The 12,982-nt window shown below is 72.9% G+C and carries 12 protein-coding genes; 4 read left to right on the top strand and 8 right to left on the bottom strand.

The features are described from left to right. Window positions 1-28 precede the first annotated feature (28 nt). The 4 genes from O7553_RS12330 to O7553_RS12315 all read right to left on the bottom strand — a co-directional run bounded on the left by O7553_RS12330 (window position 29) and on the right by O7553_RS12315 (window position 4,772). Complete coding sequence (locus O7553_RS12330; protein ID WP_281554930.1) at window positions 29-1,210, bottom strand: alanine racemase; 1,182 nt, start codon at window positions 1,208-1,210, stop codon at window positions 29-31. Continuing rightward, on the bottom strand, window positions 1,207-2,952 hold the full coding sequence (locus O7553_RS12325; protein WP_281554929.1) for an IucA/IucC family protein: 1,746 nt from the start codon (window positions 2,950-2,952) through the stop codon (window positions 1,207-1,209). Before O7553_RS12325 ends, O7553_RS12330 begins: the two co-directional genes overlap by 4 nt. Then, window positions 2,949-4,568, bottom strand: a complete 1,620-nt coding sequence (locus O7553_RS12320) for an IucA/IucC family protein (protein ID WP_281554928.1) — start codon at window positions 4,566-4,568, stop codon at window positions 2,949-2,951. Before O7553_RS12320 ends, O7553_RS12325 begins: the two co-directional genes overlap by 4 nt. A gap of 63 nt (window positions 4,569-4,631) precedes the next feature. After that, on the bottom strand, window positions 4,632-4,772 hold the full coding sequence (locus tag O7553_RS12315; protein WP_281554927.1) for a hypothetical protein: 141 nt from the start codon (window positions 4,770-4,772) through the stop codon (window positions 4,632-4,634). Here O7553_RS12315 and O7553_RS12310 point away from each other — a divergent pair. Continuing rightward, window positions 4,765-5,559, top strand: a complete 795-nt coding sequence (locus tag O7553_RS12310) for an endonuclease/exonuclease/phosphatase family protein (RefSeq protein WP_281554926.1) — start codon at window positions 4,765-4,767, stop codon at window positions 5,557-5,559. The two genes, O7553_RS12315 and O7553_RS12310, sit on opposite strands and share 8 nt — an antisense overlap. Before the next feature lie 57 nt (window positions 5,560-5,616). Here the strand turns inward: O7553_RS12310 and O7553_RS12305 are convergent, their stop codons facing one another. Both O7553_RS12305 and O7553_RS12300 read right to left on the bottom strand, forming a co-directional pair. Next, window positions 5,617-6,615, bottom strand: coding sequence for a tyrosine-type recombinase/integrase (locus O7553_RS12305; RefSeq protein ID WP_281554925.1), 999 nt, complete (start codon window positions 6,613-6,615; stop codon window positions 5,617-5,619). A 352-nt stretch (window positions 6,616-6,967) separates the two neighbouring features. Next, window positions 6,968-7,696, bottom strand: coding sequence for an SDR family oxidoreductase (locus O7553_RS12300; RefSeq protein WP_281554924.1), 729 nt, complete (start codon window positions 7,694-7,696; stop codon window positions 6,968-6,970). Window positions 7,697-7,782: 86 nt separating this feature from the next. Here O7553_RS12300 and O7553_RS12295 point away from each other — a divergent pair, with 86 nt between their 5' ends. Further along, on the top strand, window positions 7,783-8,628 hold the full coding sequence (locus O7553_RS12295; RefSeq protein WP_281554923.1) for a patatin-like phospholipase family protein: 846 nt from the start codon (window positions 7,783-7,785) through the stop codon (window positions 8,626-8,628). Between the two features lie 85 nt (window positions 8,629-8,713). Beyond that, on the top strand, window positions 8,714-9,421 hold the full coding sequence (locus O7553_RS12290) for a hypothetical protein (protein ID WP_281554922.1): 708 nt from the start codon (window positions 8,714-8,716) through the stop codon (window positions 9,419-9,421). A 101-nt stretch (window positions 9,422-9,522) separates the two neighbouring features. Here the strand turns inward: O7553_RS12290 and cydB are convergent, their stop codons facing one another. Both cydB and O7553_RS12280 read right to left on the bottom strand, forming a co-directional pair. Then, entirely contained in the window at window positions 9,523-10,521 is a 999-nt protein-coding gene (gene cydB / locus O7553_RS12285) for a cytochrome d ubiquinol oxidase subunit II (RefSeq protein WP_281554921.1), read from the bottom strand. Between the two features lie 20 nt (window positions 10,522-10,541). Continuing rightward, entirely contained in the window at window positions 10,542-11,960 is a 1,419-nt protein-coding gene (locus O7553_RS12280; RefSeq protein WP_123601600.1) for a cytochrome ubiquinol oxidase subunit I, read from the bottom strand. 147 nt (window positions 11,961-12,107) lie between these two features. Here O7553_RS12280 and O7553_RS12275 point away from each other — a divergent pair, with 147 nt between their 5' ends. After that, on the top strand, window positions 12,108-12,971 hold the full coding sequence (locus O7553_RS12275; protein ID WP_281554920.1) for a lysophospholipid acyltransferase family protein: 864 nt from the start codon (window positions 12,108-12,110) through the stop codon (window positions 12,969-12,971). The last annotated feature ends 11 nt before the right edge of the window (window positions 12,972-12,982 follow it).

Below are 12,982 nucleotides of genomic sequence, written 5' to 3'. Positions count from 1 at the left end.
CCGGCTCGACCGTGGGCGGCCGGCACCGTCACACCACCACCATCCGCGGGTACGGATGCCGCAGGAAATCATGATGCGAAATGTCCCACCCGTACGCGCCGGCCCGGCCGAACACCACCACGTCGCCCACCCGCAGCCGCCCCACCACCTGCCCCCGGCACAGCACATCGCGCGGCGTACACAACTCACCGGCCACATCCACCGCCACCTGCGCCACCTGCGGCCGGGCGAACGGGTACGGCCACCGGTCCACCGGCACCACCCCGAACGGATGGTCGTACCCCCACGCCGCCGGCAACCGGAAATGGTGCGTACCGCCCCGCACCACCGCGAACCACCGGCCCTGCGTCCGTTTCAGATCCACCACCTGCGTCACATACCAGCCGGCGTCCGCCACCAGCAGCCGACCCGGCTCGAACACCAGCCGCACCCCCGACGGCACCGCCAACCCCGCCAACCCGGCCCGCAGCGCCGCCACGTCGAACCGCCGCCCACCCCGGTAGTCCACCCCGAACCCGCCGCCCACGTTCACGTACTCCAACCCCACCCCCAACCGCCGCGCCGCCGCCACCGCCCAGCCCACCGCATCCACCACGAACCCCGCATGCGCCACCGCGTCCACGTTGTTCGACACCGCGTGCAAACTGAACCCCACCAGCCGCACCCCCGGCAACCCCGCCGCCACCTCCACCACCGCACCCAACTCCGCCTCATCCACCCCGAACTGCGTCGCCGCGCCCGCCATCCGGTGACTGCCCACCAACCCGCCACCCGGCCGGTTCACCCGCAGCGCCGCCACCGCCGACACCCCCGCCGCCCGCGCCACCAGATCCAGCCGCCGCAACTCCAACACACTCTCCACGTTCACCACCGCACCCGCCGCCACCGCCGCCGCCAACTGCCCGTCCGTCTTCGCCGGCCCACCGAACACCAGCTGACCGGCACCCGCCGCCACCGCCGCCGCCAACTCGCCACCCGACGCCACCTCCACCCCGTCCACCGCCGCCGCCAACTCCGCCACCACCGCCGGATGCCCGTTCGCCTTCATCGCGTACAACAGCACCGACCCCGCCGGCAACGCCGCCCGCAGCCGCGCCGCCATCGCCCGCAGCACCGCCCGGTCGTACACATAGGCACACACCGGCTCGTCACCGGCCGCCAACTCCGCCACCACCGCCGCCACCCGCGGCGGCACCACCACACCCGTCACCGCGCCCCCACCGGCGGACCGTCGTCGAACCCGGCGTCACCCAACGGGTTACGCACCGGCACGTACACGTCCCCGGCACCGGTCAACCGCATCCGCACCAACGCCTTGTGCGCCACCATCGGCGCCGTCCACGCCCGATGATCATCGGCCGCCCACCCCGCGGCGACCCCACCAGCCGACCGCAACCCGTCATACGCCTCATCCACCACCTCCCGCACCACCCGCCACGCCGCCGCCTCGTCGACCCCCCACCCGGACACCAACCCCAGCACCACCTCACCCAGATGCGCCTGCAACGCCGTGTACCCCAACTTCGCCCGCATCACCGCCGCGTCGTCGGTACCCACCACCGAACCCGCCGCCAACCCCACCTCGACCCCCGCCTGCGCCAACCGCGGCAACAACAACCGCAGACCCGCGAAGTCCCGCACCACCAACCGGAACGGCACCCCGCCACGGAACGTCGGCAGACAGTTCTGCAGATGCGCCTCCAACGCCACCCCGAACCGGCTCGCCAACCGCAGCAACGGCGGCAACACCACCCGCGCGTACGCCCCCAGGAACCCCAACCCGGCCGCCGCCCCCACCAACCCCCGCACCCCACCGAAATCCGCCACCCGCCGCCCCAACTGCGCCGCCGTCACCAACGCCACCCCCGGCACCGCCACCTCACCCGGCACCAACCGCCCCGCCAACCCGTCCCGCACGATCACCGACATGTCCCGCCCCGACCCCACCCGCACCGCCGCACCCGCCACCTCCGGCAACAGCACCAGCCGCCGCGCCGCCACCTCATCGGCCGCCACCAACGACGCCAACACCGTCGACAACGCCGGACCGTTACGCACACTCGCCACCGAGATCGTCCGCCGCGTCGACGTCACCTGAATGTCCACCGACACCTTCAGATACCGCCGCGCACCGTCGCGCCCCGCCGGCAGCAGCACCGTACGCACCGCCGCCGTCGGCACCGCCGGCACCACCCCCGGCAACAACCGCACCACCCCCCGATCCAGCAGATCCGCGTACCGCGACGACACCACCGACCGCTGCCACACATGCACCGGCTGCACCACCCAGCCCGGCGGCGCCACCGGCACCTGCGGATACCAGCGCGCCAACTCCGCCGTCACATCCTCACCCACATGCAGATCCCGGCGCACCGCCACGAACCCGACCCCCGTCGCCGGCGACTCCACATCATGCGCCACCACATCCGCCACCGACCACCCCAACCGGGTCCGCCCACACGGATGCAGGTTGTGCCCCGCCACCGCCAGCCGCTCAGCCCACACCCCCCACCCGTCCGGATCATCCGGACCCCACGCCGGACCAGGCCGCGCCGCCGCCACCGCCAGATTCACCACCGCGTCGGTCAACTCCACCGCCAACGCCCACCCCCGCCGCCTCGCCAACACCGACACCGGCAACACCGCCACCGGATCCGGCACCGACCCCGCATCGGCCACGAAGCGGTCGAACCCGTGCCACCGACCCGCGCCCCGCCACACCCGGCGCACCCCACCCACATCCTCCCGGCACAACGCATCCACCAACCGCCCACCGACCACCCCCGCCGCCCACGGCACCGCCTCCCGGAACCCCACCACCAGGTTCGGCGCCACCCGCCCCAACCCGGCCACCGCCGACGCCACCGCCGCATCCACCCCGACCACACCCAACCCGCAACCACACGACCGGCCCCCGGACAGCACCCCCACCGCCGACCCGGCCCCGCTCACCACGCACCCGCCAACGGACTCGTCACCCACGCCCACCGCGGCATCAACGGATCCGACGCCAACCGCATCGACAACGTCGCCTTCACCGGCCACCGACCACCCAGCACCGCCGCCGCCACCAACCCCCGCACCGCCGCCGGCAACCCCGCCACCACATCCCGCGCCACCACCGCCACCGCCCGCCACAACACCTGCGGCTCCACCCCGAACTCCCGGGCCAGCACCGCCACCGGCTCACCCAACGCCGTCCCCACCGCCGCCACCGCCGTCACCGCCACCTCCGCCGGATCCTCGGCCACCACATCGCCGTGCACCACCGGCACCGCCACACCCGCCCCAGCCAGCCGCCGCACATCCAACCGCACCCCACCCACGTCCCGGTACCACACCCGCACCAGCCGCCCACCGCGCCACACCAGCAGGACGTTCTGCCCGTGCGCCTCCAGCCCCACCCCCCGACCCAGCAACTCCACCACCGGCCCCAGCACCACCCGCGCCAACCGCGACACGAACGCCACCGGATCACCGCCGTACCCCGCCCGCACCAGCCCCGCCACCACCGACGGACCACCCGGCACCCCCACCGGCGCCGCCAACGCCGCCACCGGCATCACCTGCACCCCCGGTCCCACCCGCGGCACCCGCCGACGCACCACAGCCAACGACCGGCACAACCCCCCGTCGACCACCACCGCCCCGGCAGCCACCTCCGGCAACACCCACAACCCCGGCACCCGCCGCGCCAACCGCGCCACCAACGCCGTCACCACCGGACCATTGCGCACCGCCGCCTCCGACACCGTCCGCACCGCACTGGTCATCTGCACATCCACCGCCGTCTTCCACTGCCAACCCCCGCCCGACGCCACCGTCCGCAACGACAACAACGGCCGCACCCGCACCACCCGGCCGGTACGCCGCAACCACCCGAACCCGCCCAGCACATGATCCCGCTGCCACGGATGCACCGGCAGCAACGGCGGCAACCCCGCACCCGAACTCACCCACCGGTCACCCGGCACCGCCACCAACTCCAACTCCACCACCGGCCGATGCTCCGGCGCGTACGCCAGCACCTCCTCCGTCGACATCCCCACCCGGGTCCGGCACCCCGGATGCACCGGATGCCCGTCCACCACCACCTGCTCCCACCCGAGCGCCGACCGGACCAGACCCCCACCGCCACCCGCCACCGCCCGCGCACCCCGCGCCAACGCCAGATTCGCCACACTGTTCGCCAGCTCACCGGCGACCGCCCCACAACCGGGCAACCCCAGCACCGACAACAACTCCGCCGGATCCGCCACCGCCCGGCCACCCGCCGGGTCCTCCACCGACACCCGCAGCCCCGGGCCCGCCGCCGCGAACAACTCCGCCGCCGCCACCGGCCCCACCACCCGCCGCCCGTCAACCAACCCCAGCACCAGGCGGCCGTCAACCACCCGACGGTCCGTCACCTCCGGCACCGGTTCACGCCCCAACGCACCCCACAACCGCGCCAGCACCGCCGCCCGCGCCCCCGGCACCGCCGCTGCCACCGCGTCCACCAGCTCCGGCCGGCACCGCCGCACCGTCGCCACCGTCGCCGCCACGTCCGGACACTCCACCGACGACACCGCACCTCCCACGGACCTCGACCTGCGCCACCCACCAGGCAACCGACACACCACCGGCACGCCTCACCGTCCCCGACGCCGCCGCAGCCACACCCCGCACCAGCCCACCACCAGGAACACCAGCGCGCTACAGCACAACGCCTTCACCACCATCCCGCCACCCTGCCACACCACCCGCACCCCGTAAGGTGCCCGTGTGCGCATGGCCACCTACAACCTGCTGCACGGGCGCTCACCCCACGACGGGCGCATCGACCCCGACCGGATCACCGCCACCATCGCCGACCTCGACGCCGACATCTGCGCCCTGCAGGAAGTCGACCACGCCCAACCCCGCAGCGGGCACCTCGACCTGACCGCGCTGGCCGCCGCCGCGCTCACCGCCGGCACCCACCGGTTCGCCGCCGCCCTCGTCGGCACCCCCGGCACCACCTACCGGGTGCCCCGTCACGACCACGACGGACACGACGAACCCCGCTACGGGGTGAGTCTGATCAGCCGGTACCCGGCCCGGCACTGGCGGACCGTCCGGCTCGCCCCCGCCCCCGTACCCGCACCGGTCGCCGTCGGCGGACCCGGCCCCCGGCTGCTGCTCCTACGCGACGAACCACGGGTGCTGCTCGCCGCCGTCCTCGACACCCCACACGGCCCGGTCACCGTCGCCGCCACCCACCTGTCGTTCGTCCCCGGCTGGAACCTGCGCCAGCTACGGATCGTCACCCGCGCCCTGCGGGCCATGCCGCCACCGCGGCTGCTCCTCGGCGACCTCAACATGCCGGCCGGGGTGGCTGCAGCGGCCACCGGCTGGCGGCCGCTGGGCCGGCTGCCCACCTACCCGGCCGCCCGACCCCGCATCCAACTCGACCACATCCTGCTCGACCCGCGTGACGCGCCGCCCGCGCTGACCGCCGTGACCGCCGTCGCCGCCCCGGACGTCGCCGTCTCCGACCACCGCCCACTGACCGTCACCGTCTCGACCGGCACCCGGTAGCCGCGCTGGCCCCGACCGGGCGGGGCCAGCGCCGTCACCACCCCAACCAGCCCCAGTTCAGGCAGGCCCGACGACTCGACGCAGCGACCGGTTCGACCGGTTTGCCCGTGCCGCCGCCCGCTGCTGGTCGGCCGTCACCTCGATGTAGTTCTGGCTTGCCGTGAGGCTCGCATGCCCCAGCAGCCGCATGATCTCGGCGGCGTTCGCCCCGTCCTCGGCCAACCGGGTGGCGAACGTGTGTCGCAGCGCGTGCAGCTGCGCACCCCGCGGCACCCGCTCGGTGATCCCGGCCCGCCGGAAACACGACCGCACCAGGTACTGCAGGCCGCCGCGCCGCAGGGCGGCACCGCGCCGGTCGACCAACAGCGGACCTCCGGGGCGTACCGACCGGGGGCCGAACCGTCGTCGGCGGCTGGCCAGGTAGCCGTCGACGACGACGTCGACGGCGGCCTCCACCGGGACGGTCCGCAGCCGGCCGCCCTTGCCGGTCAGCTCGATCCGGCGTTCACCGGGACGTCCCGCGACCGAGCCGACCCGCAGCCCCAGCAGCTCGCCGAGTCGCAGACCGGCGCACAACGCCAGAGCGACCACCAGCAGGTCACGCTCCGGCCACGGGTCGCGCTGGCGGGGGTCGCTCCGCGCGGCGGCGGCCAGCAGCGTCTCCGGGGTCTCCTCGCCTCGCAGCGGCTTCGGTAGTGCTGCCGGGGCCCGCGGGCGGCCCACTGCGGGCATCGGGTTTCCGGCGGCGATGCCGTCGGCGACCAGGAAGTTGAACCACGAGTTCCACGTCGACCAGGCCCGGTGCACAGACGCGGGGGAGCGGGGGGCCGCGAACCGGGCGAACGCGGCGCGGAGCCGTCGTTGGTCGAGCGCCTCCAGTGGTACGTCGGTCCAGGGCAGGGGAGTCGGTTCGGTGGAGTCGCCGATCAGGCGTAGGACGGCGACGAGGTCGCGGCGGTAGGCGTCCAGGGTGTGCGGGGAGGGTTTGCGGGAGGCGCGGTCGGCGAGGAAGTCCTCGACGAGCCGTACCGCCACCAGATCCACAAATTGGTGCATAACGCATATTATGCATGTCTTCTCGGTGTGCCACCAGATCCGGCCGAGGACCCGCGAGCCCCGGCCGGGGGGTGGCCGCGTCCCAACATGTGTCGCGGTGGCCGCACCGAAGGGCCGGCGATGCGCCTCGGGACGCGATGCCGGAAGTTCGGCGGGTCACCGGCGACGCTGGGGCTCGCTGGGAAGTGACGGACACGGGAAAGCCCGTGATCCGCCGGGTCCACGCCGTCAGAGCCGGTCGGTCACCTCGACCCACGTCTTCAAGTTGACATAATGTATATTATCGACCTGATATCGGCGGTGTCCCGGAGACCCCGTCGCGCGCGGCGGACTGTGAGCCCCCGACGGGGTCTCACAGTCCGCCGGCGACCCGCAGTACCGTCCCGGTGGTGTACGACGCCTCGTCGCTGAGCAGCCAGGCGACGGCGCCGGCGATCTCCTCCGGCCGGCCCGCCCGGCGCAGCGGCACTACCGGCGCCACCCGGGCCGGCCGGTCCGGTTCGCCGGACAGAGCGTGGATGCCGGTCAGCACCGTGCCCGGCGCGACGCCGTTGACCCGGATGCCACGGGGGCCGAGTTCCTTGGCCAGACCGACGGTCAACGCGTCGGTGGCGGCCTTGACCGCGGCGTAGTGCACGTACTCGCCGGGGCTGCCGAGGGTGGCGGCGGCCGACGACACGTTGACGATGGCGCCGCCGGCGGACATCCGACGGGCGGCCTGCTGGGCACACAGGACGTAGCCGACCAGGTTGACGTCGACGACCCGGCGCAGGTCGGCGACGGTGAGGTCGACGAACGGGCCGATCCGGCTGGTGACGCCGGCGTTGTTGACCAGTCCGGTGACCGGTCCGAGTTCGGCGGCGTCGTCGAACAGGCTCGTCACCGCGTCGGGGTCGGTGGTGTCGACGGCGACGGTGACGGCGCGCCGGCCGAGCGCTTCGACGTCGTCACGTACCGTTTCGGCGGCGCCGGCGTCGGTCCGGTAGCCGATGACGAGGTCGTGTCCGGCGGCGGCGAGCCGGCGTACGGTCGCGGCGCCGATCCCCCGGCTGCCGCCGGTGACCACGGTGACCGGTGTCATCCCGGCACTCCTCTCCCCTGCTGTCCGTGTCGGGTCTGGGCCCGCCGGTGACGTTACCGGCGGCGGTGGCGGGCAATAGACATGGCGTGGCGGGTACGCGGGCGTTGGTGCTGGGCAGCGGCGGGGTGACCGGGGTGGCCTGGCAGCTCGGGGTGTTGTCCGGGCTGGCGCGCGCCGGGGTCGAGCTGGGCGGGGCCGATCTGGTGATCGGGACGTCGGCCGGTGCGGTGGTGGGCGCGCAGCTGTGTTCCGGCGTGGATCTGGCGCGGCTGTACGCGGGGCAACTGGTGCCGGGTGAGTCGTCGCCGGACCGGATGGGGCCAGGTGCGGTGTCGTGTCTGCTGTGGTCGGCGGTGGCTGCCCGGGACGGCCGCCGGGCGCGGGTGAGGATCGGCCGGTACGCGGTGTCGGCGGCCAGGTCGGGGGTGTCACGGCGGCCGGTGTTCGAGGAGGCGTTGCCGTCGTGGTCGTGGCCGCGGCGGCGGTTGTGGGTGACGGCGGTGGACGCGGACTCGGGGGAACTCGTGGTGTTCGGCGGTCCGGGGTGCGGGGCGGATCTGGTGGATGCGGTGTCGGCGAGTTGTGCGGTGCCGGGGGTGTGGCCGCCGGTGCGTATCGGTGGTCGGCGGTTCGTCGACGGTGGGATGCGGTCGGCGACGAACGCGGATCTGGCCGCCGGGTTCTCGTCGGTGGTGGTGCTGGCGCCGATCAGTTGGGGGCTGGGTCATCTGCGGCCGGTGTCGCGCCAGGTGGCGGCGCTGTCGGCGGATGTGGTGGTGGTGTCGCCGGACCGGTGGGCGCGGCGGGCGATCGGGCGGCGGCTGCTGGATCCGGCACGGCGGCCGGGGGCGGCGCGGGCCGGGTACCGGCAGGGTCTGTTCGTGGCTGACCGCGTGCGTGGGGTGTGGGGTGGTGCTGCCGGGCCGGGGTGATCGTGGGTGGTGGGGTCGCGGTCGACGGTGTCGGCGGCGGCTGGTAGGAAGGTCAGCACTCAAACAGGTGTACGGAAAGGGTGTCATGGCTGCCGCGGGTGCTGTTGCGGGTGGGTTGTCGGATGAGGAGCTGGGGGTGATCCGGGAGGCGGTGTCCGCCGGCCGTAAGCCGAAGGTGATGTTCACCGAGTCGGCGGGGCAGATCGCCGGTCAGGTCGGTCAGGTGGTGGGTCTGGGTGACCCGGCGGTGTCCGACGAGTGGGTGGTGGTGCGGTTCGGTCGTGACGAGTTGCCGTTCTCCCCCGCTGATCTGGTGGTGGCGCCGCGGGGCGCGGCGGGTCGGCGGGCGGAGTCGAAACCGGAGCCGGAGCCGGTGGAGCCGGTGGCGGAGCCGGAGTTCAAGTTGGGTGAGCCGCCGCCGGTGCCACCGGTGGCGCGTCGGGAGGACACGGAGGGGTCCACGGTGGATGCTGGTACGGACAAGCCGGTGCGGCGGGCGGCGAAGGCTGCCAAGCCGAAGGCGCCGGCCGGGTTGACGGTGACGTTGGCGTACACCGACGGCGAGTGGACGGTGGCGGCGACGCAGGGGGCGAAGGCGTTGGCGAAGCCGTACGTGGTCCGGCCGGCCGAGGCGTTGAAGATGGTGGCGTTGGTGGACGTGCCGGGAGTCCATGAGGCTGTGGAGCAGATCCTGGCGGCGGAGCGGGCCGAGGCGCAGCGGCAGGCGGAGAAGTTGCGGGCGGAGCTGGCTGAGGTGGAGGCACGGTTGGCGGAGTTGCCGGAGGTCGGTTGACGTCGTCGCGCACCGTCGGTGTCCGCTCGACACGGCGGATGGTCCAGCAGGCATCGACGGTGCGCGACGGCTTCGCCAGCGACAGGTCGACGTGGCGCGGGTCAGTGGCTGGGCTGGTCGGTGACGCTGACGCGGCGGCGGAAGATCCAGTAGGTCCAGCCCTGGTAGAGCAGAACGACGGGGGTGAGCGCGGCGGCGACCCAGGTCATGATGGTCAGGGTGTAGGGGGTGGACGCGGCGTTGGTGGTGGTGAGGGTGCCGGCGGGGTCGGTGGTGGACGGTAGGACGGTCGGGAACAGGGTGGCGAACAGGGCGGCGACGGCGAGGCCGATGGCGGTGGCGGTGCCGGTGAAGGCCCATCCTTCGCGGCGTACCTGATTGGCGGCCAGCCCGGCGACGAGGGCGAGCGCCGCGGTGACGGCGAGGGCGACGGCGGTGGGGTTGGCGCGGATGGTGAGGGTCCAGGTGAGGAAGGTGCCGGCGAGGGCGACGGCGGCCAGGCCGGTCCAGCTGGCGACGCGGCGGGCGCGGTGGCGCAGGTGATCGGTGGTCTTGAGGGCGAGGAAGACGGCGCCGTGGGTGATGAACAACGCGGTGGTGGTGGCGCCGCCGAGCAGGGCGTACGGGTTGAGCAGGGTGAGCAGGGTGCCGGTGTATTCGTGGTCGGCGTCCAGTGGTACGCCGGCGACGATGTTGGCGAAGGCGACGCCCCAGAGCGCGGCGGGGATGACGGAGCCGGCGAGGATGGTGTTGTCCCAGCGGGTCCGCCAGTGGGTTTCGGGGCGTTTGTCACGGTATTCGAGGGCGACGCCGCGCAGGATGAGGGCGATGAGGATGAGCAGCAGCGGTAGGTAGAAGCCGGAGAACAGGGTGGCGTACCACTCGGGGAAGGCGGCGAACATGGCGCCGCCTGCGGTGATGAGCCAGACCTCGTTGCCGTCCCAGACGGGTCCGATGGTGCTCAGCGCGGCGCGTCGTTCGGGTTCGGTGCGGCCGATGAGGCGGGCGAGGACGCCGACGCCGAAGTCGAATCCTTCGAGGATGAAGTATCCGGTGAACAGGACGGCGATGAGCCCGAACCAGACGGTGGTGAGTTCCACGAGGGGTCTCCGGTTGGTGGTCAGTGGGTGGCGGCGAGGGGCCGGTCGGTGGTGGTGTCGTCGGTGTCGTCCGGTGGTGGCGGGTCGGTGAGGTCGGGTAGGCCGTTGCGGGCGTAGCGGATGAGGAGTTTGACTTCGATGACGGCGAGGGTGGCGTAGATGAGGGTGAAGGCGGTGAAAGAGGTGACGACTTCGGTGAGGGAGACGCTGCGGCTGACGCCGTCGCGGGTGAGCATTTCGCCGAAGACGATCCAGGGTTGGCGGCCCATTTCGGTGAAGATCCAGCCGAAGGTGTTGGCGAGCAGGGGCAGGACGGGCAGGGTGAGGCCGGCGCGCAGCAGCCAGCGGCTGGTGGGGGTGCGGCCGCGGCGGGTGGTCCAGAGGGCCCAGAGGGCGATGGCGGCGGTGGCGAGGCCGAATCCGATCATGAAGCGGAAGCTCCAGTAGGTGACGGGGATGATCGGGGTGTAGCTGCCGGGGCCGTACTGGGCGGCGTACTGGGCCTGCAGGTCGTTGATGCCCTGGACTTCGCCGGTGGGGTCGCCGGTGGACAGCCAGGACAGCAGGTACGGGATTTTGAGGGTCCAGATTTCGCGGCTGCCGTCGAGGGTGCCGACGGTGACGATGGAGAAGGACGCGGGGCTTTCGGTGGTGTAGAGGGCTTCGGCGGCGGCCATTTTCATGGGTTGGACCTGGGTCATGATCTTGCCTTGGATGTCGCCGGTGCCGATGACGGCGGCGGTGGCGAGGATGGTGGTCCAGGCGCCGAGTTTGGTGGCGGTGCGGAAGGCGGGGGTGTCGGGGCCGTCGGGGTGGCGGACGAGGTGCCAGAGGGCGACGGCCAGGACGAGGGCGCCGGCGACCATGAAGCAGCCGGCGAGGGTGTGCGGGAAGGTGATGAGGGTGACCTTGTTGGTGAGTACGGCGATGAAGTCGGTGAGTTCGGCGCGGCCGGTGTCGGGGTTGATGCGGTAGCCGACGGGGTTCTGCATCCAGGAGTTGGCGGCGAGGATGAACCAGGCGCTGATGATGCTGCCGAATGAGGCGAGCCAGATGGTGGCGAGGTGCAGTGCCTTGGGGAGTCTCCCCCAGCCGAATATCCAGAGTCCGAGGAAGGTGGATTCGAGGAAGAAGGCGAGGAGGGCTTCGATGGCGAGTGGTACGCCGAAGATGTCGCCGACGAAGCGGGAGTAGTCGCTCCAGTTCATGCCGAACTGGAATTCCTGCACGATGCCGGTGACGATGCCCATGGCGAAGTTGATGAGGAAGAGTTTTCCGTAGAACTTGGTGAGTTTGAGGTAGCGGTCGTCGCCGGTGCGGTGCCAGGCGGTCTGCAGGATGGCGACGAGGAGGCTGAGTCCGATGGTGAGTGGGACGAACAGGAAGTGGTAGACGGTGGTGACACCGAACTGCCAGCGGGCTATGTCGAGCGCGTCCACGGCTCCCCCATCTAGATACTACGAAGCGTAGTACATACTACAACCTGTCGTTCTGGCGGCCAGGGCCGGAGGTCCCCTCTCCCCCGGGACGTCCGTCCCGGCGGCGGGATCCACCGACCGGCCCGGCTGTGCGACGATCGACGGTCGATGGACGACACCGCCGCCCCGCCGCCCCGCTGGCGGGCCCCGCTGCTGTGGCGGGTGCTGCAGGTCACCGCCCGGCTGGTCGTCGCGCTGGTCGCCCGGCTACGGGTCAGCGGCGACGTGCCCGACGAGGTACGCGACGGCCCGTTGATCCTGGCCGCCAACCACATCAGCCCGTTCGACCCGGTTGTGCTGGCCGCCGCCTGCCAGGTGCGGCGGGTCGCACCCCGGGTGCTGGCCACCGGCGGGTTGTTCCGGGCGCCGCTGGTCGGTCCGGTGATGCGCCGGGCCGGGCACATCCGGGTGGACCGGCGAACCAGTACGGTCGCCGAGGCGTTGGGGTCGGCCGCGCGGGCGGTGGCCGACGGTTCGGTGGTCCTGGTGTACCCGGAGGGACGCATCGGGCTGGACCCGCAGATGTGGCCGGAGCGCGGCAAGTCCGGTACCGCCCGGCTCGCGTTGGCCAGCGGCGCGGTGGTGGTGCCGGTGGCGCAGTGGGGGGCGCACGTGGTGCTGCCGTGGGCGGCGCCCCGCGGCCTGGTCCGGGCGGTGCTGCGGTCGATGCTGCGCCGTCCGGTGGTCACGGTCCGGTTCGGGCCGCCGGTGGACCTGTCCGGGATCGACCCGGCCCGCCCGGGTGCCGCGCAGCGGGCGACGGTGCGGATCGTGGACGCGATCACCGACACCCTGGCCGGGTTGCGGCCCGACGAGCCGGCGACGCCCCGGCATGTCGACCCCACCCGGCCGGTGGACCTGAGCCGGCGGCACCGGCGCGGCCGGGGCGCCGTGGTACCGGACGCGGCGACCGCCGACGTGCTGGCCGCCGACGACGCCGACCAGGCCGACCCGGCTCCGGACGCGACCTGACGGCGGATGTG

It is taken from the genome of Solwaraspora sp. WMMA2059, from assembly GCF_027497315.1.
Classification (GTDB): Bacteria; Actinomycetota; Actinomycetes; order Mycobacteriales; family Micromonosporaceae; genus Micromonospora_E.
This window is presented reverse-complemented; position numbering and strand designations above follow the sequence as displayed.

Bases quoted from the DNA above. Each gene is read 5' to 3' on its own strand.
- O7553_RS12315 (WP_281554927.1), bottom strand. From the start codon at position 4,772: ATGCGCACACGGGCACCTTACGGGGTGCGGGTGGTGTGGCAGGGTGGC.
- O7553_RS12305 (WP_281554925.1), bottom strand. From the start codon at position 6,615: ATGCACCAATTTGTGGATCTGGTGGCGGTACGGCTCGTCGAGGACTTC.
- O7553_RS12300 (WP_281554924.1), bottom strand. From the start codon at position 7,696: ATGACACCGGTCACCGTGGTCACCGGCGGCAGCCGGGGGATCGGCGCC.
- O7553_RS12290 (WP_281554922.1), top strand. From the start codon at position 8,714: ATGGCTGCCGCGGGTGCTGTTGCGGGTGGGTTGTCGGATGAGGAGCTG.
- O7553_RS12275 (WP_281554920.1), top strand. From the start codon at position 12,108: ATGGACGACACCGCCGCCCCGCCGCCCCGCTGGCGGGCCCCGCTGCTG.